This window comes from Bradyrhizobium ottawaense (assembly GCF_900099825.1).
Classification (GTDB): Bacteria; Pseudomonadota; Alphaproteobacteria; order Rhizobiales; family Xanthobacteraceae; genus Bradyrhizobium; species Bradyrhizobium ottawaense_A.
Genome location: NZ_LT629693.1, coordinates 4,695,209 through 4,718,777, shown reverse-complemented (window position 1 = coordinate 4,718,777; position 23,569 = coordinate 4,695,209). Strand labels below are relative to the sequence as shown.

The 23,569-nt window shown below is 63.6% G+C and carries 21 protein-coding genes and 1 pseudogene; 9 read left to right on the top strand and 13 right to left on the bottom strand.

Annotation, left to right across the window (positions count from 1 at the left end):
• Window positions 1-2: 2 nt before the first annotated feature.
• The 4 genes from BLR13_RS21975 to cysG are packed head-to-tail and all read right to left on the bottom strand — an operon-like array spanning window position 3 to window position 3,956.
• Window positions 3-518 carry a DUF934 domain-containing protein gene (locus BLR13_RS21975; RefSeq protein ID WP_074819619.1) on the bottom strand — a complete coding sequence of 172 codons (516 nt, stop codon included), beginning with the start codon at window positions 516-518 and terminating at the stop codon, window positions 3-5.
• Window positions 505-2,160 carry a nitrite/sulfite reductase gene (locus tag BLR13_RS21970; protein WP_074819620.1) on the bottom strand — a complete coding sequence of 552 codons (1,656 nt, stop codon included), beginning with the start codon at window positions 2,158-2,160 and terminating at the stop codon, window positions 505-507. Before BLR13_RS21970 ends, BLR13_RS21975 begins: the two co-directional genes overlap by 14 nt.
• Window positions 2,161-2,181: 21 nt before the next feature.
• Entirely contained in the window at window positions 2,182-2,505 is a 324-nt protein-coding gene (locus BLR13_RS21965; protein ID WP_074819622.1) for a DUF2849 domain-containing protein, read from the bottom strand.
• Window positions 2,502-3,956 (bottom strand): siroheme synthase CysG, encoded by a 1,455-nt coding sequence (gene cysG, locus BLR13_RS21960; protein WP_074819625.1) that lies wholly within the window; start codon window positions 3,954-3,956, stop codon window positions 2,502-2,504. The genes BLR13_RS21965 and cysG overlap by 4 nt, the downstream gene beginning before the upstream one ends.
• 254 nt (window positions 3,957-4,210) lie before the next feature.
• Between cysG and cysD the strand changes: the two genes are divergently transcribed.
• The 3 genes from cysD to BLR13_RS21945 all read left to right on the top strand — a co-directional run bounded on the left by cysD (window position 4,211) and on the right by BLR13_RS21945 (window position 9,254).
• Complete coding sequence (cysD, locus tag BLR13_RS21955) at window positions 4,211-5,005, top strand: sulfate adenylyltransferase subunit CysD (RefSeq protein WP_091977573.1); 795 nt, start codon at window positions 4,211-4,213, stop codon at window positions 5,003-5,005.
• 25 nt (window positions 5,006-5,030) lie between these two features.
• Window positions 5,031-6,947, top strand: coding sequence for an adenylyl-sulfate kinase (gene cysC, locus BLR13_RS21950; protein WP_074819627.1), 1,917 nt, complete (start codon window positions 5,031-5,033; stop codon window positions 6,945-6,947).
• Between the two features lie 144 nt (window positions 6,948-7,091).
• Window positions 7,092-9,254 carry a malate synthase G gene (locus BLR13_RS21945; protein WP_074819629.1) on the top strand — a complete coding sequence of 721 codons (2,163 nt, stop codon included), beginning with the start codon at window positions 7,092-7,094 and terminating at the stop codon, window positions 9,252-9,254.
• 158 nt (window positions 9,255-9,412) lie between these two features.
• On the opposite strand, the gene BLR13_RS21940 is transcribed toward BLR13_RS21945, so the two are convergent.
• Window positions 9,413-9,568 carry a Thivi_2564 family membrane protein gene (locus tag BLR13_RS21940; RefSeq protein ID WP_091976645.1) on the bottom strand — a complete coding sequence of 52 codons (156 nt, stop codon included), beginning with the start codon at window positions 9,566-9,568 and terminating at the stop codon, window positions 9,413-9,415.
• A 203-nt stretch (window positions 9,569-9,771) separates the two neighbouring features.
• On the opposite strand from BLR13_RS21940, the gene BLR13_RS21935 reads away from it, so the two are divergent.
• Window positions 9,772-11,865 (top strand): methyl-accepting chemotaxis protein, encoded by a 2,094-nt coding sequence (locus BLR13_RS21935; RefSeq protein ID WP_074819632.1) that lies wholly within the window; start codon window positions 9,772-9,774, stop codon window positions 11,863-11,865.
• 114 nt (window positions 11,866-11,979) lie between these two features.
• On the opposite strand, the gene BLR13_RS21930 is transcribed toward BLR13_RS21935, so the two are convergent.
• Window positions 11,980-12,633 carry a DUF2865 domain-containing protein gene (locus BLR13_RS21930; protein WP_074819634.1) on the bottom strand — a complete coding sequence of 218 codons (654 nt, stop codon included), beginning with the start codon at window positions 12,631-12,633 and terminating at the stop codon, window positions 11,980-11,982.
• 29 nt (window positions 12,634-12,662) lie between these two features.
• Window positions 12,663-13,457, bottom strand: a complete 795-nt coding sequence (locus BLR13_RS21925) for a L,D-transpeptidase (RefSeq protein ID WP_074831242.1) — start codon at window positions 13,455-13,457, stop codon at window positions 12,663-12,665.
• Window positions 13,458-13,823: 366 nt separating this feature from the next.
• Here BLR13_RS21925 and BLR13_RS21920 point away from each other — a divergent pair, with 366 nt between their 5' ends.
• From BLR13_RS21920 to BLR13_RS21910, 3 genes are all read left to right on the top strand, one after another.
• Window positions 13,824-14,882, top strand: a complete 1,059-nt coding sequence (locus tag BLR13_RS21920; RefSeq protein ID WP_074819637.1) for an AI-2E family transporter — start codon at window positions 13,824-13,826, stop codon at window positions 14,880-14,882.
• A gap of 67 nt (window positions 14,883-14,949) precedes the next feature.
• Window positions 14,950-15,321: a DUF883 family protein gene (locus tag BLR13_RS21915; protein ID WP_074819639.1), complete on the top strand. Its 372-nt coding sequence runs from the start codon at window positions 14,950-14,952 to the stop codon at window positions 15,319-15,321.
• Window positions 15,322-15,442: 121 nt separating this feature from the next.
• Entirely contained in the window at window positions 15,443-15,880 is a 438-nt protein-coding gene (locus tag BLR13_RS21910) for a hypothetical protein (protein ID WP_074819641.1), read from the top strand.
• A 245-nt stretch (window positions 15,881-16,125) separates the two neighbouring features.
• On the opposite strand, the gene BLR13_RS21905 is transcribed toward BLR13_RS21910, so the two are convergent.
• The 6 genes and pseudogenes from BLR13_RS21905 to BLR13_RS21880 all read right to left on the bottom strand — a co-directional run bounded on the left by BLR13_RS21905 (window position 16,126) and on the right by BLR13_RS21880 (window position 22,467).
• Window positions 16,126-16,530, bottom strand: coding sequence for a hypothetical protein (locus BLR13_RS21905; RefSeq protein WP_074819643.1), 405 nt, complete (start codon window positions 16,528-16,530; stop codon window positions 16,126-16,128).
• 236 nt (window positions 16,531-16,766) lie between these two features.
• On the bottom strand, window positions 16,767-18,134 hold the full coding sequence (locus tag BLR13_RS21900) for an MATE family efflux transporter (protein WP_074819646.1): 1,368 nt from the start codon (window positions 18,132-18,134) through the stop codon (window positions 16,767-16,769).
• A gap of 223 nt (window positions 18,135-18,357) precedes the next feature.
• Window positions 18,358-20,372: pseudogene (locus BLR13_RS21895) on the bottom strand (PAS domain S-box protein).
• Window positions 20,373-20,640: 268 nt separating this feature from the next.
• Entirely contained in the window at window positions 20,641-21,117 is a 477-nt protein-coding gene (locus BLR13_RS41780; RefSeq protein WP_074819648.1) for a hypothetical protein, read from the bottom strand.
• Window positions 21,118-21,259: 142 nt separating this feature from the next.
• Window positions 21,260-21,439: a hypothetical protein gene (locus BLR13_RS21885; RefSeq protein WP_074819650.1), complete on the bottom strand. Its 180-nt coding sequence runs from the start codon at window positions 21,437-21,439 to the stop codon at window positions 21,260-21,262.
• 227 nt (window positions 21,440-21,666) lie between these two features.
• The gene (locus BLR13_RS21880; protein WP_074819653.1) at window positions 21,667-22,467 is read right to left on the bottom strand and encodes a response regulator; all 801 of its coding nucleotides are present in this window, start codon (window positions 22,465-22,467) and stop codon (window positions 21,667-21,669) included.
• Between the two features lie 286 nt (window positions 22,468-22,753).
• Here BLR13_RS21880 and BLR13_RS21875 point away from each other — a divergent pair, with 286 nt between their 5' ends.
• Together BLR13_RS21875 and BLR13_RS21870 are read left to right on the top strand one after the other, a co-directional pair.
• Window positions 22,754-22,939 (top strand): NepR family anti-sigma factor, encoded by a 186-nt coding sequence (locus BLR13_RS21875; RefSeq protein ID WP_027538294.1) that lies wholly within the window; start codon window positions 22,754-22,756, stop codon window positions 22,937-22,939.
• Window positions 22,939-23,487 carry a sigma-70 family RNA polymerase sigma factor gene (locus BLR13_RS21870; protein WP_074819655.1) on the top strand — a complete coding sequence of 183 codons (549 nt, stop codon included), beginning with the start codon at window positions 22,939-22,941 and terminating at the stop codon, window positions 23,485-23,487. The genes BLR13_RS21875 and BLR13_RS21870 overlap by 1 nt, the downstream gene beginning before the upstream one ends.
• Window positions 23,488-23,569 lie beyond the last annotated feature (82 nt).

The following is a 23,569-nucleotide window of genomic DNA, read 5'->3' as shown; positions in this document are numbered from 1 at the left end:
GTTCACTGGCCGGCACTCTCCGAATGACGCAGTTGCATCCGCCGATTGAACGCGGTGACGCGGCCATCGCCGGTCGGCTGGTAGAACACCGAATAACGCTTGGCGGTCGAGGCAAACGCTTCGGCGTCGCTTTCCTTCTTCACTTCAAAGGCGTTGAAGCCGGCGCGCAGCATGAACACGAACTGGTCGCGCAGCACCTGGCCGGTGGCACGCAGCTCGCCTTCAAACCCGTGGCGCTCGCGCAGCAGGCGGGCCTGGCTATAGGCGCGGCCGTCGCGGAACGACGGAAACACCAATGCGACTGCCGCCAGCCGGTCGAGATACGGCACGAGGTCGTCGAGGTCCCGGTTGTTCGGCCAGATCACGCCGGTCTTGCCGGCACGCTTCGAAAGCGTTTCGGGATCTTCGAGAAACCGCGCCGCCGAAATCAGGACCGCGCCGTCACCCGGCAGCTCGGCGCCATCGGCGACATGGACAAACAGATCGCTGACGATCTTCGCGTTCTTAACGAGTGGCATAGACCCGCTCCTTGAATGGTTCGACACCGAGCCGCTTGACCGTATCGACGAACAGTTCCTCGGGACGGTCGCGCAGCGCGAGATAGGCTTCGACAATGTCTTCGATCACGTCGGCGACTTCGGCGTAAGGCACCGACGGGCCGATCAGGGTGCCCATCTGGGCGTTCTCGTCGGCGCGGCCGCCGATCGTGATCTGGTAAAATTCCTCGCCGTTCTTTTCGACGCCGAGAATGCCGATGTGGCCGACATGATGATGGCCGCAGGCATTGATGCAGCCGGAGATGTTGATGTGCAGCCGCCCGATCAGGTTGGCGGTTTCATGGTTGGCAAAGCGCTTTGTCAGTTCCTGCGCGATCGGGATCGAACGCGCATTGGCGAGCGAGCAGTAATCGAGCCCCGGGCAGGCGATGATATCGGTCACCAGGTTGATGTTCGGCGTGGCGACGCCGATCTTGTCGAGCGCCTTCCACAACACCGGCAGGTCGCGCTTGGCGACATGCGGCAGCACCAGATTCTGCTCGTGACCGACGCGAATTTCGCCGAAGGAATACTTCTGGGCGAGATCGGCAATCGCATCCATCTGATCGGCGGTGGCATCGCCCGGCGGTCCGCCCACCGGCTTCAGCGACAGCGTCACGATCGAGTAGCCCTGGACCTTGTGCGGGAACACGGAATTCTTCCGCCATGCCTCGAATTTCGGATCGTGCGCCGCCTGCTTCAACTCGTCCGGCATATGCGGCAGCTTTTCGTAGGCCGGATAGGAGAAGCGCGAACGGATCTCCTCGATGACGGAACTATCCAGCGTCAGCGCGCTGTCGTCCATCAGCTTCCATTCTTCGTCGACTTCCTTGGCGAACTTCTCGATGCCGAGTTCGTGCACCAGGATCTTGATCCGCGCCTTGTAGATGTTGTCGCGGCGGCCGTACTGGTTGTAGACGCGCAGGATCGCCTCGACATAGCTCAAGAGATCGCGGCCATGGACGAACGGCTTGATGGTCTTGCCGATGAACGGCGTGCGGCCGAGACCGCCGCCGACCAGCACCTCGAAGCCGGTTTCGCCGTCGGCGTTCTTGTGCAGCCGCAGGCCGATGTCGTGGATCTTGATCGCGGCGCGATCATGGTCGGACGCGGTGATCGCGAATTTGAACTTGCGCGGCAGGAACGAGAATTCCGGATGCAGCGTGGTGTACTGCCGCAGGATTTCGGACCAGATGCGGGGGTCTTCGACCTCGCCTGGTGCTACGCCGGCCCACTGGTCCGAGGTGACGTTGCGGGTGTTGTTGCCCGAGGTCTGCATGGCGTGAATGCCGACGCCGGCAAGGTATTCCAGCGCATCCGGCAGTTCGGCAAGCTTGATCCAGTTGTACTGGATGTTCTGCCGCGTGGTGAAGTGGCCGTAGCCGCGATCGTAGCGGCGCGCGATATGCGCCAGCGCCCGCAACTGCTTCGACGACAGCGTGCCGTAGGGAATGGCGACGCGGAACATGTAGGCGTGCAGTTGCAGATAGACGCCGTTTTGCAACCGCAGCATCTTGAATTCGTCCTCGGTGAGTTCGCCGGACAGACGGCGCTTCACCTGGTCGCGAAATTCGGAGACACGTTCGTTGATGAGCGTGCGGTCGAGTTCGTCATATGCGTACATGATGGATCAGTCCTTGATGGATCAGGCTTGCGCCGGAACCTTGAGATCGATGGTCAGGCCCGCCGAGCGGATCTGCTCACGAAGGTTGCCGGGTCCGATCTTGCCGGTATCCCTGACTTCCACCGGTGCGATATAGGCACCGATGGCGCCGACGTCATCGGCGACGGATTCGGCCAGCAGCGCGCGGGCGTCATCGGAGGTGCGGACAACGGCGGCATCCGTTAGCTCCGTCGACCAGCCTTGCGCGGCGGTACGGTAGATCACGGCGCCATCCCAGGTTCGGTTGGCGGTCACCATCGAGGGGCCCGATAATTTGATTTTCTTCTGTTCGAGCGGAGAGGTCATTCGGCAGCTTCCAGCAGGTTGGAGATCACGTCGTCGAGATAAAATTGTTCATCGAGGTTGGACTGGCGCCACGGCGCGGAATGCGCGACCACGTCGCCGATAATGAGGACGGCGGGGCCGCCGTCGATTTGCTCGATCAGATCGGGAAGGCTCTCGAGCCTGCCGACCGCGGCCTGCGCGTCCGGCCGCGTCACCCGCGCGAACACGCCGACCGGCGTCTGCGGCGAGCGGCCGGCGGCCAGCAGGCCGGCGCGAACCGATGGCGCTGCGGTCATGCCCATGTAGACGACGATGGTCATCTTGTCGTCCGTCAGCACCGACCAATCCACCTTCTCGGCGTCGCTGGCCTTGTGTGCGGTGAGAAAGGTGATGCGCGTCGCCTCGCGCCGATAGGTCAACGGCACTTCGAATTGCGAAGCTGCGCCCAGTCCCGCGGTGATGCCCGGAACCACCGAACAGGCGATGCCGGCCTGACGCAGCGCTTCGATTTCCTCGCCGCCGCGGCCGAAGACGAAGGGATCGCCGCCCTTCAGCCGCACCACGCGCTGACCGGCCTTGGCTGCATCGATCAGCAACTGGTTGATGTTGTCCTGGCCGATACCGGGCTTGCCGACGCGGCGGCCGACCGGAATGCGCGACGCGTCGCGGCGAATGCGATCGAGAATCTCCGCCGAGACCAGTTCATCGTAGAACACGACATCGGCGTCCTGCAGCGCGCGCAGCGCCTTGACGGTGAGCAGATCCGGATCGCCCGGCCCGGCGCCGACCAGCGTCACCCAGCCCTCGGCCTTGCCTTGTGCGTTGGCGCCGGCGAAGCCGGAGGGATCGGTGATGTCCTTGAGCGCGGTTTCAGCCTCGGTCCTGCGCCCGGCCAGAACCAGTGCGCCGATCGGACCGTCGATCACGCGCTCCCAGAAGCGGCGGCGCAGCGAAAATTCGGGGATGCGTTCATGCATCGATTTGCGAAAGCCGCCGATGAAGCTGGCGAGATCGCCGATCCGCGCCGGCAACACCGCTTCGATCCGCTCGCGCACGCGGCGCGCCACCACCGGCGAGGCTCCGCCGGTCCCGACCGCGACGACGACGTCGCCGCGATCGACGATCGCCGGAAAGATGAAGGTCGAATGCGCGAGGTCGTCCATCACATTGACCGGCAGGCCGACCGCCTTTGCCCGCGCCGACATCGCAACGCCGATGTCGCCGGCACCGGCGCAGAGCACCGCGAGAACGTTTGAGAGATCGGCCGTCAGCGGATCGCCCGTCGCAGCTTCGATCCGCGCCGCCTCGGCGTCTTCGAGGCCGCCCAGATCGTAATTGCCGTCGGTGGCGAACCAGCGAACCCGTGCACCGGCTGACGTCAGCAGGCGCAATTTTGCGCGCACGAGGTCGCCGGCTCCGACGAGCAGCACCACGCCGCTTTGCAGATCGAGGAACACGGGCAGAAATCGCATGCGATACTCGCTTCCCCCACTTCCGGGGTTGACTGGAATTATTTTCTATATATGTCTCATTCAATGGCCGCAAAGAGAAAATTATTTCTTCTCTATTGCGGCGCAACTATAGAATTTTAGCCTCCTACGGCCAAGGCTCAGAGATGCATCTTCTCGACAACGAATCCGCTTCAGACCGGTTGCGCGGCCCGGACCTCCAACAGGCAGCTTCCGTGCCGCAAATTTTGGCCGGGGGACGGCTGCCGCCGCCCTCGATGGACCACCTCGACGAACTCGAGGCGCAGAGCATCTACATTCTGCGCGAAGCATTCGCGCGGCTGAAGAAGCTCGCGCTGCTGTGGTCGCTCGGCAAGGATTCCAACGTGATGATCTGGCTGGCGCGCAAGGCCTTCTTCGGCCGCGTGCCATTCCCGGCGCTGCACGTCGACACCGCCAAGAAATTTCCGGAGATGTACGCGTTCCGCGACCAGTACGGCAAAGAGTGGGAGCTCGATCTCAAGATCGAGCCCTGCCCGCCGATCGACGCCGTCGATCCGACCTTGCCGCCGGCCGCGCGCTCCGCGGCGCGCAAGACCGAAGGGCTGAAGTGGGCGCTCACCAAATATGGTTTCGACGGATTGATCGCCGGCATCCGGCGCGACGAGGAAGCCACCCGCGCCAAGGAGCGCGTGTTCTCGCCGCGCGGTCTCGAAGGCGGCTGGGATGTGCGCGATCAGCCACCGGAATTCTGGGACCAGTTCAACGCTTCGCCGCCGCCCGGCGCGCATCTGCGCATTCATCCGATCCTGCATTGGACCGAGGCCGACATCTGGGCCTACACCAAGCGCGAAAACATTCCGATCATCCCGCTTTATCTGGCGAAAGACGGCAAGCGTTATCGCTCGCTCGGCGACCAGGACATCACCAATCCGGTGGCGTCGACGGCGTCGAACATCGATGAAATTCTCACCGAGCTCGACGGCACCAAGGTGCCGGAGCGCGCCGGCCGCGCGCTCGATCACGAAACCGAAGATGCCTTCGAGCGGCTACGCGTCGCCGGCTATCTCTGACGTATCTCCAAGTTAGGCGGCTCCGATGAACATGATCCTCCCCGCAAGCGTTTCGGCGACACCGAACGGCACCACGCGACCACAAGTCCGCATCGTCATCGTCGGCCATGTCGACCATGGCAAATCCACCCTGGTCGGACGGCTGCTGCACGAAACCGGCAGCCTGCCCGAGGGCAAGCTGGAAATGCTGAAAGCCGTCAGCGCGCGGCGCGGCATGCCGTTCGAATGGTCGTTCCTGCTCGATGCGCTGCAGACCGAGCGCGACCAGGGCATTACCATCGACACCACGCAGATCCGCTTCCGCACCCGCTCGCGCGACGTGGTGCTGATCGACGCGCCCGGCCACGCTGAATTCCTCCGCAACATGATCACCGGCGCCTCGCAGGCCGACGGCGCGGTGCTGATCATCGACGCGCTGGAAGGCGTACGTGACCAGACAAGGCGTCACGGCTATCTCCTGCATCTCCTGGGAATCAGGCAGGTCGCCGTCGTCGTTAACAAGATGGACCGGGTCGACTTCAGCGCCAGCAGATTCAAGGAAATCAGCGACGAGATTTCGGCGCACCTGATCGGCCTTGGCGTGACGCCGTCGGCAGTGATTCCGATTTCAGCGCGCGACGGCGACGGGGTTGCCGAACATACAGACAGGATCGGCTGGTACCGCGGCCCGACCGTGGTCGAGGCGCTCGATGCGCTCGAGCCGGCCCGGCCGCTGGAGCTACTGGCGCTGCGGCTGCCGGTGCAGGCGATCTACAAGTTCGACGACCGCCGCATCGTCGCCGGCCGCATCGAATCCGGCCAGCTCAGCGCCGGCGATGAAATCGTCATCATGCCCGCCGGCAAGATCGCGAAGATCAAGACCGTGGAGAGCTGGCCGGTGACGCCGCTTTCCGGCCGCCACGGCGCCGGCCGCTCGGTCGGCATCACGCTCGACCGCGAACTGTTCATCGAACGCGGTGACGTCATTGCGCATGCCGGCGCAACCCCGCGCGATACACGGCGGATCCGCGCCCGGATTTTCTGGCTGCACGACAAGCCGCTGTCGAAGGGCGATCAGATCCTGATCCGCCTCGGCACGCGGGAGAGCCGCGCCAGCGTGGTCGCGATCGAGAAGGCGGTTGATCCCGGCGAACTCTCCAACGCCGAGACCAAGGCGATCGCGCGCAATCACGTCGGCGAAATCGACATTTCGCTGGCGCAGCCGGTCGCGGCCGATCCCTATTCCGACAATCCACGTACCGGACGGCTGGTGATCGAGGTCAACGGCCGCATTGCCGGCGGCGGCCTGGTGCTCTCGGTCGACGCCGGACAACGCGCCATTCCCGTCGACATCGTGCCGGTGGAAAGTGCGTTGCGGCCCGAGGAGCGCTCGGCGCGCTATCGCCACAACGGCGCGGTGATCTGGCTGACAGGTCTGCCGGGCTCCGGCAAGTCGACGCTGGCCCGCGCACTGGAGCGTCGGCTGTTCGGCAATGGCGGCTCGCCGATCCTGCTCGACGGCGACACGCTGCGCGCCGGCCTCAACAGCGATCTCGGCTTTTCGCCGCAGGACCGCAGCGAAAACATCCGGCGTCTGGCCGAAGTCGCCAGCCATCTGGCGCGCAACGGCCATATCGCTATCGTCGCCGCGGTTTCGCCGGCGCTGGCGGATCGCGCCGCGGCGCGACGCATCGCCGACACCGCGTTCCGCGAAGTCCATGTCGCCGCACCTGCCGAGGTCTGCGAGAGCCGCGACCCCAAGGGCCACTATGCCAAGGCGCGCGCCGGGACCCTGCCGTCGTTCACCGGCATCACCAACGATTACCAGCCGCCGACCGAATGCGAGTTGAAGATCGACACATCGACCCGCTCGGTTACCGATGCCACCGACGAGATCGAGCGGATGCTGGCCGAGACCGGCATTCTGTTCAACGAACTGGTCGACCTGGCGGCCAATATCTAGGCCTGCATTCAGGCCTATTGGGGCCTTCTCATCGACCCGGCTTTAGCGCTAAAAGGGCTGCCAACGCGGCCCCTTTGGCGCGTTTTTTGCTGCTTTTCTTCTGAAAACAGCCGGTAAACGCCATTTCGATTGAGAAAGCCCATCATGAATCGTGTCGATGCCCACGGATTGAAGATCGCCCCTGAACTGTTCGATTTCATCGCCAAGGAGGCGACCCCCAAAACCGGGATTTCGCCCGATGCGTTCTGGGCCGGTGTCGCAGGCATCATCAAGACATTGGGGCCGAAAAACCGCGAATTGCTCGCCGTCCGCGACGCGCTGCAGGCCAAGATCGACGGCTGGCACCGTGCCAACAAGGGCAAGGCCTTCGACATGAACGCCTACACGGCCTTCCTCAAGGAGATCGGCTACCTGTTGCCGGAGCCGGCGACCCACAAGGTCGAGACAGCAAATGTCGACGAGGAAATCGGCAAGATCTGCGGCCCGCAGCTTGTCGTGCCCCTGACCAACGCCCGCTACGCGCTGAACGCGGCGAATGCGCGCTGGGGCAGCCTGTATGATGCGTTCTACGGCACCGACGCGATCCCGCACGATCCGAGCGAGGCTGGCCGTGGCTACAACAAGGCGCGCGGCGACAAGGTGATCGCCAAGGCCAAGGCTTTCCTCGACGCCGCCGTGCCGCTGGCGACCGGCAGCCACACCGACGTGACATCGTATAGCGTTATCGCCGGCCAGTTGGCGGTGAAATTGAAGAGCGGCAACGCCACCGCGCTGAAAAATGAAACGCAGTTCGCCGGCTATCTCGGCGACGCCGCCGCCCCGACCGAGATTCTTCTGGTCAACAACGGCATGCATGTCGAAGTCAAAATCGATCGCAGCAACATCATCGGCAAGGACGACCCGGCCGGCGTCGCCGACATGATCCTGGAATCCGCGGTCTCGACCATTCTCGACATGGAAGACTCGGTTGCGGCCGTCGATGCCGAAGACAAGGTGCTGGTCTATCGCAACACGCTCGGCCTGATGGACGGCACGCTGTCGGCCGATTTCGACAAGGGCGGCAAGACGCTGAAGCGCGCGCTCAACCCCGACCGCGTCTACAAGACGCCGGACGGCAAACAGCTCACGCTGCACGGCCGCAGCCTGCTGTTGATGCGCAATGTCGGCCATCACATGTTCACCGACGCCGTGCTCGACGACAAGGGCGAAGAAATTCCGGAAGGCCTGCTCGATGCCGCGGTCGCCGGCCTTTTGGCGATCCACGATCTCAAGGGCTCCTCCAAGACCAGGAACAGCCGCACCGGCTCGGTCTACATCGTCAAGCCGAAGATGCACGGCCCGGACGAAGTCGCACTGACCTGCGAACTGTTCGGCGCGGTCGAGAAGCTGCTCGGCTTGCCCGAGAACACCATGAAGGTCGGCATCATGGACGAAGAGCGCCGCACCACGGTCAACCTCAAGGCCTGCATCCAGAACGCCTCGAAGCGGATCTGCTTCATCAACACCGGCTTCCTCGATCGCACCGGCGACGAGATCCATACCTCGATGGAAGCGGGTCCGATGATCCGCAAGAACGACATGAAGGCGCAGCCCTGGATCAAGGCCTATGAAGACTGGAACGTCGACATGGGCCTGATCGACGGCCTGCCCGGCCATGCCCAGATCGGCAAGGGCATGTGGGCCGCCCCCGACAAGATGGCTGACATGCTCACCCAGAAGATCGGCCACCCGCAGGCCGGCGCGACCACCGCCTGGGTGCCGTCACCGACCGCCGCCACGCTGCACGCGCTGCATTATCATCAGGTCAACGTACAGGCGCGCCAGCAGGAACTCGCCAAGGGCGGACAGCGCGCAAAACTCTCCGACATCCTGACCATTCCGATGTCACAGTCGAACTGGGCGCCGGATGACGTCAAGCAGGAGATCGACAACAATTGCCAAGGCATCCTCGGCTATGTCGTGCGCTGGATCGACCAGGGCGTCGGCTGCTCCAAGGTGCCCGACATCCATGACGTCGGCCTGATGGAAGACCGCGCCACCTTGCGCATTTCGAGCCAGCATCTGGCGAACTGGCTGGCGCATGGCGTCGTCAGCAAGGACCAGGTGATGGAATCGCTGAAGCGCATGGCCGTCGTGGTCGACAAGCAGAATGCCGGCGATGCGCTGTACAAGCCGATGGCGCCAGCCTTCGACGGCGTTGCGTTCCAGGCCGCCTGCGACCTCGTCTTCAAAGGCCGCGAGCAGCCGAACGGCTATACCGAATACATCCTCACCGCCCGCCGCCGCGAAGCCAAGGCGGCCGGTTAATCAGGCGAGGACGCGTCTCAAGGAAAAGCCCCGGCATCTGCCGGGGCTTTTTTCGTTTCGTCCCCGTCATTGCGAGGAGCGAAGCGACGAAGCAATCCATCTATCCGGAATGCCGCAGCATGGATTGCTTTGCTTCGCTCGCAATGACGCGAGCCCGGCTAAAACACCGCGATGTATTTCAGCAGCGAGATCACGCCGAGCACGATCACGACGACGCGGCAGATCTGCTTGGCACGGCCGTCGAGCGGCAACAGGTTGATGAGATAGAGGATAAGGATAACGACGAGAAACGTGATGAGTGCACCGACAAGCATGCAAGCCCCCTTGGTCATTCATTGAAATGCGCTGTTAGGTTTTTGTTAACGTGCCCGATGGCGCCGGGTTCCGCTGCGGGGAACCAGAGATTGCCCTTTCCAAAACCCCAGTCATTTCAAGGACCCTCGTATTAATACGGCAGTAACGCTGCCTAAGTATTTACCATTTTACCCCCCAATGGCCGCAGCTTTGGGGGAGCATCATGTTGAATCGTCTGACCGTATCCGCGCTGCTGAAGACCGTCATTCTCGCCACTTCCTTCTGCGTGGTGGTCGGATTTTCGCTCAACGCCTGGGATTCCTGGGGACGCCTGCAGCAGGCCGGCCGCATCTCGGTCATCACCGATGCTTCCGCGAACATGTTCAAGGCGATGCACAATCTGCGCACCGACCGCTCCACCACCAACCGGCTGTTGAACGGCGGCGCGCCGCTGGACAGCGACATCGAGAAATATCTGCGATCGCTGCGCGACGCCGAAATGCCGGGCATGAGCAACGCGCTCGCGCTGTTCGGCAAGATCGAATTCCCCCAGCAGCAAACCCTGGTCCCCGAATTCGAGCGCCTGTTCAGGACGCTGACCGCCGGGCAGAAGGAATTCTGGGAGTTGATGGCGCAGCCGGCGTCGCCGCGCCGTGCGGCGCTGGCCAAGGAATACATGGAGACGACGCAGGGGTTGCTGAACGTCCTCGACAAGCTGTCGGGCGTGCTCGCCGGCAGCGTCAACCACCAGGACGCCGTGATCGACCAGTTGTTCGCCATCAAGCAGATCGCCTGGCTGCTGCGCAACACTGCCGGCGAGGCCTCGCTGCTGATTTCGAACGGGTTGGCGATCGACAAGGTCCCGCCGGAAACGCGCCTGACCTTCGTCAAATTCACCGGCGGCACCGACGCCGCATGGAACGCGCTGCAACTGACCGCCGCCGGCATGCAGTTGCCGCCGGCGCTGGCCGCTGCGATCGAAGCCAACAAGAGGGCCTATTTCGAACAGTCCTATCTCGACCTGCGCGAGCGGCTGCTGAAGGCGATGATCGCCGGCGAAAAGCCCGAACTGACCGCGAACCAGTGGAGCCCGATCACGGTCGGACGCCTCAGCGCCGCCGTCGGTGTCGCCGAAGGCGCGCTCGATGCGGCCCGCGATCACTCAGCGATGCAGTATTCCGGCGCCATGCGCTCGCTGGTGCTGCAACTCTCGCTGCTGGCCGCCGCACTCGCCTTGACGTTCGGCGCGATGACGATGGTCACCCGCCGCGTCATCAAGCCGCTGCACAACATGCGCGATGCGATGCTGAAGGTCGCCGCCGGCGATCTCGCCGTCGACACCGGCTACGCCGCACGCAACGACGAAATCGGCGCACTGGCCGGCGCACTGGAAACCTTCAAGCAGCAGGCGATGGACAAGGTCCGGATCGAAGCGCAGGAGCACGAGCACAACGCCGCCGCCGTGGGCCGGCAGAAGGCGATCGAAAACTATGTCGGCGAGTTCGAGAGCGTGGTGCGCCAGACGCTGAACCAGCTCGGCGATGCGTCGGGCCAGATGCGCTCCACCTCGACCGGCCTGTCGACGGTTTCCCGCCAGACCAACGCCCGCGTCCAGGTCGCCGAGAAGGCCTCCGGGGAAGCCTCGACCAGCGTCGAGAGCGTCGCGGCCGCCGCCGAGGAACTCAGCGCGTCGATCAACGACATCTCGCAGCAGGCGGCGCACGCGGCCGGCATTGCCAGCCGCGCGGTCAGTCAGGCGCGCGAAACCGACAGCACCGTGCAGGGCCTCGCCAAGTCGGCCGGCCGGATCGGCGAGGTCGTCGGCCTCATCAATTCCATCGCGGCCCAGACCAACCTGCTGGCGCTGAACGCCACCATCGAAGCCGCCCGCGCCGGTGAAGCCGGCCGCGGCTTTGCGGTGGTTGCTTCCGAAGTCAAATCGCTAGCAAGCCAGACCGCCAAGGCGACCGAGGAGATTTCCGAGCAGATCTCCGACATCCAGAAGGTCGCCGGCGAAGCCATCGACGCCATCAAGGGCATCGGCAGCATCATCGGCGAGGTCAATGAGGTCGCCACCGCGATTGCCGCAGCAGTCCAGGAACAGGGCGCAGCGACCCAAGAGATCACGCGCAGCACGCAGTACGCAGCGCAAGGCACCAAGAACGTGTCCGACAATATCGTCGGTGTGAAGGCCGATGCCGATGCGGCGGCGGCCGCAGCCGACGACGTCAAGAGCGCCTCCGAGACTCTGGAGACGCAGAGCCAGCAGCTCGGTCATCAGGTCACGGATTTCCTCGGCAAGATCCGCGCGGCGTGAGGCACACGTCCTCACTCATCATGGCCGGGCTTGTCCCGGCCATCCACGACCTTCGCACCACAGGCAAATAAGACGTGGATGCCCGGGTCAAGCCCGGGCATGACGGCACCATCGTCACTCCGACGCCACCACCGGCATACGCTCATACTTGGCGCGCACGCGCTCTGAGGCGGGCGAGAAGTTCAGTGCGGCGCCGCGTCTGTCGGCGCTGCGGCCGGCGACCAAGAGGCCGTTTTCACCGGCGACGATGTCGCCCTTGCGCAGCGTCGGATCGTTCTCGATCTTGACCGGCGCCAAGCCGATCTGGTCCTTGCCGTTACAGGTGCACCCCGCCACGATTTCGTTGCGATAGCGGAAGGCGTTCGGCAGCTCCGAATAGGGTTTGCCGTTGTCGGTCGCGGCGCTGTCGATGTTGCTGCCATAGACCACCCTGGTCTCGCTGGCGGGACAGAAACTGTTGCAGGACGCCGCCCGGCTTTGATTGTCAGATGCCGTAATCGGGAAATAGCGGCCGTCGCAGGTACGCACGCAATACGCCTGACCGCCGCCGCCACCGGCGTAGCGCGGCCGCATCTCGCTGCGCGGCGCCGGGATCGAGCCATCCTCATTCGCGAACGGCATCGAGACATAGGGCTGCGGGGCCCGCCGCCCCATGCCGCCGAACAGCGCCGAGAAGAAATCCTGCGCCTGGGCTGCCGAGGCCAGCGCGGAGGCGCACAGCAGCGCCGCCGCTCCCAACGCTGCCAATCGTCCCGTTCGAACAGCCATACTCATCTCCTGTCACAGCCCGCGAAGGCCTAGTTGACCCGCGCGGTCAGGTTCATCGCCTGGCGGCCCGAGGGCAGCGTGGTTACGGCCGGACGCGGATGCGATACGGCTGGACGAACCGTGATCGTGGTTTTGGTATCGCCACCGCGCGCCATGATCGGCGCGTTGGCCGAGGCATTCTTGGGCAGCACCACGACCCTGGTCCCGACATTGACGCGGCTGAAGAGGTCGCTGACGTCTTCATTGGTCAGGCGGATGCAGCCGGACGAGACGAACTTGCCGATCGTCGAGGGATCGTTGGTGCCGTGAATGCGGTACTCGCTGGAGCCGAGATACATCGCCCGCGCGCCGAGCGGGTTGCCGGGCCCACCGGCCATGAAGCGCGGCAGATAGGGCTGGCGCGCGACCATCTCGGCCGGCGGATGCCAGTCCGGCCACTCCGCCTTGCGCGTGATGGTCTGCACGCCCGACCAGGTGAAGCCCTCGCGGCCGACGCCGACGCCGTAACGAACGGCCCTGCCCTGACCGAGCACGTAATAGAGCGCGGTGTTGCCGGTATCGATGATGACGGTGCCGGGCGCTTCCGCGGTGTTGAAGGCGACCACGGCGCGGCGCAGCCGCTCCGGCACGGCCCCTCCGTCGGCGGGCGCCGTCATCACTTCATCGGTCGGAAAACCATCCGGCTGGTTGGAAGCGTAGCCGAGCGTCTGGGCGCTGGCCGCGGTCGGGAGCGCGAGCGGCGCCAGCATCAGGGCGCTGACAAAGACGAGCGCGTTGGCGGCGCGCGATTGAGATCGGCGGCTTGCGGCGAAATACTGTGTCATGACACTGCCCCGTTGGATCTGCATCAGGTGATGCTCTGGCCAAACAACACGGTCGGGGCTCCCCGGTTCCCTCCGACTCGACCGCGACGGCGCGCTGTCAAGCGGCGGTATGCTCACACTTCCGCGATGGAACTTTCGCGGTAGCCCGACGTTATGCCGGTCGAATTCAGGTCGCGAGCGACGCCGTTTCTGCCGTGTCATTGCCGCCTCGTGCGGCGGAGAACCATTGTGCGCGTCACTCCCACCAAGCCCTTACCCACCAAACCCTTGCCGAGCGCGGCCCCACCTGCAAAGCCGTCGTCCAGCGAACGCCAGAAGCCCCAATCCAGCGATCGCCAGCCTCACAACGCATCAGAAGGCACGCCCGTGCCCGACAGCAGGGCCGAAGCGCCGCCGGTGATCCGCCGCGCGGAGGTGGTTGCGTTCGCGCTCGTCGCGCTCCTGATCATCTGCGTCGTGGCGGTGCTCTATGTCGCGAAGGCGTTCTTCCTGCCGATCACGATGGCTTTCATCATCGGCACCATGCTGTCGCCAGCCGCGAGCCTGATGGAGCGTTACCGGATTCCGCGCGCCGTCGCGGCGGTCCTGATCGTCATCGCGGTCGGCGCCACCGTCACGTTCATGCTCGGGCTGATCGCCGCGCCGGTGATGGAATGGAGCAACAACCTTCCCGAGCTCGGCGCGCGACTGAAGGAAAAAGCCCATCTGTTCGACCGGCCGCTGGCGCTGTGGCAGGAGCTGCAAAGCATGCTGGGCGGGTCCGATACGCTGGCGACGTTCCAGATGCCGAAATTCGAATGGGTTCAGCCGACGCTGGAATTCCTGTCGCCGACCTTCACCGAATTTCTGCTGTTCGTCCCGACCCTGATCCTGTTCATCGCCAGCTGGCACGAGCTGCGCCGCGCCATGATCATGAATTTCGGCGACCGGCCGGTGCGGCTGCGAACGCTGCGGATCCTTAACGAGATCGAGGAGCACCTCGGCAGCTACCTCCTGACGGTGACCATGATCAATGTCGGCGTCGGCATCATCACCGGCGTCATCTGCATGGCGACGGGGATGCCCAATCCGGCAGGCCTCGGCGCGATGGCCGCGACCTTGAATTACATCCCGATCATCGGCCCGATCGCGACATTTGCGATCCTGGTCGTGGTCGGCCTCGTCAGCTTTCCGACCATCGGCGGCGGCCTGATCGCACCGGTGGTATTTGCCGCCGCGGCCTTCCTCGAAGGCCATTTCATCACGCCGACGATCGTCGGCCGCAGGCTGTCGCTGAACGCACTCGCGGTCTTCATGGCGTTGGCGTTCTGGACCTGGCTGTGGGGCCCGATGGGCGCGTTCCTGTCGTCGCCGCTCCTGATCGTGGCGCTGATCGTCAAGGAGCATTTGATGCCGGTCAATTCGCCGCAGTTGCCAAGCGATTAAACCAGTTCCGGTTGGGAACTTCCCAAGCAACGGGACGTTTTTCTCCCAGCAAACCCCGGAGCTTTCGATGTCGAGTAGCGATGGCGAGATTGGACTGAAAAACATGACTGACAAAGCGACCTATGAACGCCTGGAAAAGGATGTAACCGCCGTGAAAAACGATATCGCTGCCCTGACCGACCAGATCACCGACGCGCTCAACAGTTTTGCCGGCACGGCGACCAAGCAGGCGCGGCGCGGCTACAAGCAGGCCCGCGCCAATGCGGAATCAGCCGTCGACGACATGTCGGAGCGCGGCAGCGCCATGATGGATGCGGCGCACGATGCCGCCTCGTCGATCGAGGAGACGCTGGAAGAGGTCATCACGCAGCGCCCGCTGGCGACCGTGGGCCTTGCCATCGGTCTCGGCTTTCTGATCGGCGCGACGTGGCGCCGGTAAGAATTGGCGCCGGCAGGCATCGCGATGACGCGCGCGAGCAAACCGGATTTCATCACGCGATGGCGCCGCTGGCGCGCCATCGTCGCTTTTGTTGACGCTCTATTCAAATCGAGGCGGGTCCATGTTTCAGCGATTGATCGATGACTTCAAGGATTCGACCGGCACCGCCTTGCGGCTGACCTCGCTGGCGGCGGCCGCTGCCGTGGCCCTGTTCGTCACCACGTCGTTTCTGTGCGCGGCGGCCTTCATCCTGGTGCTGGATAAATACGGCCCGGTGCAGGCGTGCTTCACCGGTGCAGCGATCTTCTTTGTCGTCACGATGATTGCGGCGATCTGGTACATGGTGCGCAAACGGCAGATCAGGGTTCATGCCGAACAAGCCGTAAAATCCACCGCGCAAACTTTCCTGGCCGACCCGATGCTGGTCGCCGCCGGCATCCAGGTGGTGCGCGCGATCGGCGTCAAGAAGCTGATCCCGATTCTGGCCGTCGGCGGCATAGCACTGGGCTTCATGATGAGCCGCGGCGCGGCGGGCACGAACGAAGCGCCGGCGGAGTAGCGTAGTCCATCCACGCGTCGTCCCGGCGAACGCCGGGACCCATACCGCGTGATTTATCGGCGAAAAGCGGTGGCTAACATTTTGCCCACACCAACGGCTGCGGCGTATGGGTCCCGGCGTTCGCCGGGACGACGCAGAGAGTGGTTGCCAACGCGGCGGTATTCGAATTTGAAACAACAGCAGTCATCTCGCGGCGCGATGCGCCCGGAGTTTTGAAAAATCAGGTACGTGGCGTCAGCGCCGGCTCACGTCACGCAACGACCAGGCTGTAGCAACTTTGCCACCTCGGTCAAAACGCTGACGACGGGCTCGCAGGCAACGGCCGTCTTGCGGTCACCTGACTTCATCATCGAGGGAACCGGACGGTTGCGCGCCTCGTCGCTGACGCTGTCCTTTACGGCGCGCACCCGCACCAGCACCGAGGTGTCGGGCATGCCGTTGATCCGCAGCGCAAAGGTCTGGGTCTGCGCCGGCGCCGGCTTGACCGCATCGCGGTCCGCCTTGGCGGCGCGGTTGATACCGACGGCCTCGGGCGCCGCGGAAGCCGCTCGCCCCATGCCGGTCAGGTCATGGCCGAACGCCAGTTGTACCGCACCGCACGCGACCAAAATCGCGAGCACGCCGAAAATTGCTTTGGAGGTATGTGACATGACGGTTTGTCCCTCGCCCCATTGGCGATCGGAGCAACAACGCGCCTCGAACGCACCCGGTTCGGGAACCCGCAATCACTTAACCGTGTACGAAAAAATTTTAGCCGGCGGGAACGACTTCGGGGGCTCGGCGTAATCCCGGCAGCCGGTTATTCCCCCTGCCCCATTGACCGGCGACGTAGGGCGCGAGCGTGGTGATGCCGCTCGCGCCCTTCTTTTTTCGTTGACCGATGGTCTCACGCTCCGTGGAACAACCCCCATTCCGCCTTGCTTGATCGCGCCCTCAGCACCGCAAGCGTCACGCCCACCAGCGCCAGGTCGGCGAGCGGCAGCGCCAGCCAGATGCCCTGTTCGCCGATCGCGAGCGGCAGGAGGAAGATCAGCGGAATTGCAAACAGATAGGTGCGCGCCAGCGACAACAGCGCCGAACGCCTGACGTCGCCGATGCTCTGGAAATAGTTTGCGATCATCATCATCGGGCCGAAGGAGAAATAGCCGGCGACGAATACCGGGAGGATGCGCGTGACCTCGGCGATCACGACCACGTCGGTCACGAACAGTCCGCCGAGGCCTTTTCGGAACAGGATCAGCAGGCCCTCGGCGACGCCGGCATAGGCAAGACTCCAGGCCAGCGCCAGCTTCAGCGTGGCGTTGGACCGCAGCCACAGCCCGGCGCCGGCATTGTTGCTGACCATCGCCTGCAGCGCGAGGCTCATGCCGAGCAGCGGGAAGTAGGCAAAGGTCATCATCCGGCTTAACACGCCATACGCCGCGATCGACTCGTCGGCATGCGCGCCGCCGTTGAGCCGCAGCGACAGGATGGTCGCCGCGGCACCCGCCGCGATGCCGATGAAGGCAAGGCTACGCGGCGCGCCGAGCGCCAGCATCTCGCGCCAGCCTGTCCGCCACGACGCCAGATCTACGGACGTCAGCCTCAGCCGCGCCCTGCCGCTCTGGCGATAGAGCACGACCAGCGCCAACGCGATCGCCTGCGCCAGCGCGGTGCCCCAGGCAGAGCCCGCGACGCCGAACTTGAGCGGCGCGATCAGGAGATAGTTGAAGCCGATATTGGCCAGCGTCACCATGAGGCCAGCGAATGCCATGATGCCGACTCGCCCCTCGGTGCGCAGCGCGTCCGATTGCACCGACAGCAGGAACAGCAGCGGCGAGGTGAAAATTGTGACGCTGAGGAAGCTGTGCGCCATGACAGCAAGTTCTGTCGAGCCCGTGGCGACCGACAGCGCCAGCGGCCAGCCGAATACAGCAAACAGCGCCATCGCGACGGCGCTGACGCAGAACGACAGGCCATGCGCGCCGGCGAATATGCTGCGCGCCTCGTCGAGCCTGGCGGCACCGAGCAGACGGCCTAGTACGCTCGCCATGCCACTCGCGATCATCGTCGCCAGCGCCACCATCAGCATCGAGAGCGGAAACCCCATAGTGACCGCAGTCAGCGCATCAGGCCCGACAAAGGCGCCGAGAAACATCGCATCGACCACAGTCAGCAGGCCGTTGACACTAGTCAGTAGCATGATCGGCAGCGCGGTCCGCGCGAAGGTTCGCGGGATGGAATCGCCCGTATAGGCGTTGGTTCGGTCGGTCATCGGTTTTCTCGGCATGAGGGATCGGCCGCCGCGGCGGCTTGCGGGCCGGCAACTCGGCGCGCCACTCACGCTAATTATACCCGGATAATAATAGTGTCAATATTACCCGGGTGATAATTAGTCGGATGCATCAAAGGGATGCCAGGAACGACGCGAGCGCGGCGACACCGCTCGCCGTGCCCGTCTCTTCGGACTCACGCCCTGTAATGTGGCGTCTGCGGGATCAGGAAGCCGGCGCCCCGGCCGCCAGGGCTTCCCTGACCCGGCGTGCGAGTTCGGCCTTGCGATAGGGCTTGGTCAGAACGATCGATCGCGCCGATGCCAACCCCTTTTCGACCAGGGTTTCCAGCGCGTAGCCGGAGCTGAAAGCCACCGGCAGGTTGTTACGGACTTGCCGGGCCAGATCCGCCAGTTCCCAGCCGCTCATGCCACCCGGCATCACGATATCGGTCAACAGCATGTCGATATCGGGGTTTGCCCGAAGCTTGCCCAGGGCATCGTCGCCGCTAACCGCAGCGATCACCGTGTAGCCGAGGCTCTCGAGCCGGCGCACGACCGACGCCCGAACGAAGGGATCGTCCTCGGCCACCAAAATCGTCTCGCGGCCCCCCAGAGCGGCTTCCTGATCGGCGAGGTCCGGCTCGGGCGAGCGCGGAACGGCGGTGCCGACGCGCGGCAAATAGAGGCGCACCGTCGTGCCCAGCCCCGGCTCGCTGTAAATCGAAACGTGACCGTTCGACTGCTTGGCGAATCCGTAGACCATGCTCAAGCCGAGGCCCGAGCCCTTGCCGACCTCCTTGGTGGTGTAAAACGGCTCGAACACGCGGCCGATCACGTCAGGCGTCATGCCCTCGCCGTTGTCGGTGACGGCGATCAGGGCGTAGTCCCCGGCCGAGACTTCCGGATGCGCGTCCGGTTCGTAACCATCGAGCGCGACGACGTCGGTTGACAGCGTCAGCCTGCCGCCCGAGGGCATGGCGTCCTGCGCGTTCAAGGCCAGGTTCAACACCGCCGATTCAAGCTGGGCGCGGTCGGCAAAGGCGAAGACCGCGCCGGGATTGAACGCGGTCGCGATCTCGATGTCCTCCCGCAGCGTCCGCCGCAACAATTTGTGCATGGAATCGAGCAGTTCGTGGCAATCGACGGCGAGCGGCTGGAGAAATTGACGGCGGCTGAACGCCAGCAGCCGTTGCGTCAGTTCGGCGCCGCGCTCTCCCGACCGGCAGATGTCGTCGGCGATCCGCCGCAGGTCCTCCCGCGATTTCAGTTGCTCGCCGAGATGTTCGGCGTTGCCGATCATGACCGTGAGAAGGTTATTGAAGTCGTGGGCGATGCCGCCGGAGAGCTGGCCCACGATCTCCATCTTCTGCGATTGGCGAAGCTGCTCCTCGGTGTGCTTGCGCGCGGTCAGGTCGTGAACGATTCCGACAAAGATCGATTCGCCGTCCTGCTTGGCTTCGCCGACCGACAGCCCCATCGGAAAGGTCGAGCCGTCCTTGCGCAGGCCCGTCACCTCGCGCCCAGTGCCGATGATCTTGCGCTCGCCGGTTTTCAGGAAGCTGCTGACATAGCGATCGTGATGCTCGCTGTAGACCGGCGGCATCAGCATCTTGACGTTTTCGTGGAAGACCTCGTCGCGCGATAGCCGAACAGCCGTTCGCAGGCCGGGTTGAACAACAGGATGCGGCCGCGCGCGTCGATCAGGATGAAGCCGTCGAGCGCAGTTTCTACCACCGCCGTCAGCCGCGCCATGCTTTCGCGCTGGGCGCGCTGGGCCGCGCGAAATTGCGCGAGCAGCGTTTCGGAATCTCGGGCCTTGATCTCTTCGTCCTTGAGCGCCTCCTGCACCTGACGGAATTCAAACGGCGACGGAATGGTCAGGAGTTTCGGCAACAGCGGCCACAGCATTCCGGCGGTGAATACCGATGCGGCGGCGGTCGCGGCTTTCACCAGCCCCTCGATGCCGTAAACCGGCACCCAGAGCGTATAGATCGACAGCACATGCGTCAGGCCGCACGCCATGATGAAGATGCCGAACGACCAGTAGACCCACCCGAACCGGAGGTCGCGGCGCTTGAGGACAAAAATCGCGAGCGCGAACGGAATCGAGAAATAGGCGAGCGCGATCAGCGCGTCGGACACGACATGCAGCCAGATCAGTTCGGGCTCCCAAAGCAGGCAAATGCCGTGGGGAGAAAACATCGACGAATCCAGAATACGCTCAAGGAAATTAATCATAGGTCGCGCCCCAGCTATAGCAATTTCGAGCGAAAGCCTGCCCCGGACTTGATCCGGGCGGAAACCGGTTCGTGTAAAGAAAACGCGTCAAAACAAATGATTAGAGCCAGGTTCTGATTCAATCGAACCGAAAAAGCCCTTGCCGCAAATGGCGGTCTGGCACCTATGGTGCGCGATTCGCGCCCGGGAGTTAAGACGTTGCAAATTTGACGTGCTGACGCAGGCCGAGGCTAACGCGATCCGGGCTCCGGCAAACCGTTCGGGCCGTTCAGAGCAGCCGCGTACGGATGGCTTCCTCGACCGCGGCGAGTTCGCGATTGGCCTTGAAGAGCTGGTTCTCCGCGGCCTGCGCGCGAAACTCCGCGGCGGTGGCATAGTCTTCGGCGGATTCGACGCGCTTCTCGGCATGTTTCAATGCCCGGGTCGCTTCCTGAAGCCTGCGATTGAGTTCGGTGATGGTTTCGAGCTGCGCGCGTTCGGCGGCTTCCTTCTGCCGTTCCGCCAGAAGCAGCTTTTCGGCCAGGCTCTTGCACAACGACTGGGCGTTGGCCTCGGTCTCGCGCGCGTGGCTTTCCATGCTGTCGAAGAGTTCGGCGGCCTGGTTCACCAGATCCAGCGCGGTCTCGCCGTAGTCCTCTTCGTCGGACCGGGGAAACCTGAGAACGTTCTCGCTTTCCCGGATCGAAGATCGGTTCCGATAATCCCAGATGTCCTCGCGGAGCTGCTGATTGTTTCGGTACGCCATGTGCGTGCGGCCTTTTACTGAACACCAGAGCCGAAAACTATCGCAACATGGTAAAGGCTGCGTTAACCGCACCGGCCCCGCGGGCGCCGCGGTCCCCGGATTATCCGATGTGCCATTGCCATCATCCAATGTGCCGCTGGCATCATCCGATGTGCCATTGGCCCTTGTGAATGTCGAATTTCACCGAGCCTTCGTCCCGCATTTTCAGCAACAGCGCCTGGCAGGCCTCCTGATTGGGCAGATTGGCGCGCTTCATGACTTCAAAGATCTTGAGCGGTTTTTCGCGCAGCGCCGTCAGGATTTTCTCGCGATCGTTGAGCATGTGATTTCCTCCTGCCGATATCGGCTGTGCAGCTCCGGCACCGACGTGCCGGTCCGCTGCGTGATGCTTCTATACGCTTCTCTGCAAGAGAATCCCGACCCAAATTATGGCAAGGTCGTCTTATGACGACGTCGCAGGCGATCGGCCGCCAGATCAGCCTGCGCAAAACAAAAACGGCGCGCCATGCGGCGCGCCGTTTTCATATCGAAAACGTGTAGATCTGGCCGTTACGCCACCTTCGGCGCGCGGTTCTTCGAATTGCGCTGGAAGAACAGCGCCTGGCTCGCCACCGCGGAGACCATCGCGGGCTGGAACGGCTTTGAAATCAAAAACGCCGGCTCCGGACGTTCGCCGGTGAGGAAGCGTTCGGGATAGGCGGTGATGAACACGACAGGCACTTCGAAGGTCTTGAGCAACTCATTGACCGCGTCGAGACCCGACGAACCGTCGGCGAGCTGGATGTCGGCCAGGATCAGGCCGGGCTTGCGGTTCTTGGCGAGTGCAACGGCATCGGTATGGGTGCGGGCAACGCCGATGACGTTGTGGCCGAGATTCTTCACGAGGCTTTCGAGATCCATCGCGATGAAGGTCTCGTCCTCGATGATCAGGACATCGGTGGCGATTTCAGCCGCCATCTCGCGGCCGGCGGTATCGGCGAGCTTGCGGGTCTCGACAATCTCCTTGTCGAGAATGAAGGCGACTTCCTCCTCGGAAAAGCCTTCCAGTGACAGCAGCAGGAAGGCCTGCCGCGGCAGGGGGGTGATGTTCGACAGCCGCCGCTCCGACGGCGACGCGGCGGAGGGGATCTCGGACTTGTCATTGATCGAGACCGAATTCCATATCTGCGTGAACAGCCGGAACAGGCCGACGCGGGCGCCGTGCCGCTCGTCCAGCAGCGAGGGATCCTGCAACAGGGCCTCCAGCATGGCCCCGACATAGGCGTCACCGGACGCCTGGTTGCCGGTCAACGCACGGGCATAGCGCCGCAGCAGCGGCAAATGTTCGGCAACGAGCTGTGATCGGGACATCCCCACTCCATCCTTGTCTAGACGTACCTCGGATCGACCAAGCCTGAAACGCATGTTCAAGCCCGGCGTATATAAAACGGGGTGACCCGGTTCCCCTGTCACCCCAACTACGCCTGAGCGACGAAAAAGTTCCCGGAAAAAGTTCCCGTCATTCGGAACTTTCTTGGACTGATCGCATTAGCCTTCAACCTACAACGCGGCGGCCAGTACCCATCAATAAGGCCCATTTCGAGGAAAAAATCTTGAAAAACAGGGGCTTAACTTCCGGGGGAGCGTGGATCAGATCATGAAAGAAGTAAAGAAGCAGGGCGGACTGAATTCCGAGATTCAGTCTCGAATCGGGCACCAGCTAAGGGCCATGTATGACGACGTGGTGCGGCAGGGTGTGCCGGACCGCTTTGCCGACCTCATCCGCAAGCTCGACGGGCCCGAAGCAGCCGCCGAAATCGCAAAAAAAGACGGAGGTGAGTAATGCCTCTCACCGACTCACTTCGCGACGACATCTTGGCGTCGGTCCCCAGCCTGCGCGCGTTCGCAATCTCGCTCTCCGGTAATGGCGACCGTGCCGACGACCTGGTGCAGGAAACGTTGCTGCGGGCCATCGCCAATATCGACTCGTTCCAGCCCGGCTCCAACCTGCCGGCGTGGCTGTTCACCATCCTGCGCAACCTGTTCCGCTCCGACTATCGCAAGCGGCGGCGCGAGGTGGAGGACGCCGAGGGCAACTACGCCAAGACCCTGAAGACCCAGCCGGCGCAAAACGCTCATCTGGAGTTCGAGGAGTTTCGCGTCGCGCTCGAAAAGCTGCCGCAGGACCAGCGCGAGGCGCTGATCCTGGTCGGTGCCTCCGGCTTCTCCTACGAGGACGCGGCGGCGATCTGCGGCTGCGCGGTCGGCACCATCAAGAGCCGCGTCAACCGCGCGCGCTCAAAACTGTCCGCTTTGCTCTACGTCGACGGCGCCGATGATTTCGGCCCCGACAACACGGTACGCGCCGTGATCGGCGGCAACGGCGGCTGATGACGTGATCGAACTGACACGAAAAGGCGGCCCGGTCGGGCCGCCTTTTTGTTTTGTCGTTTCGTAACCCGGGTGAAGCTTT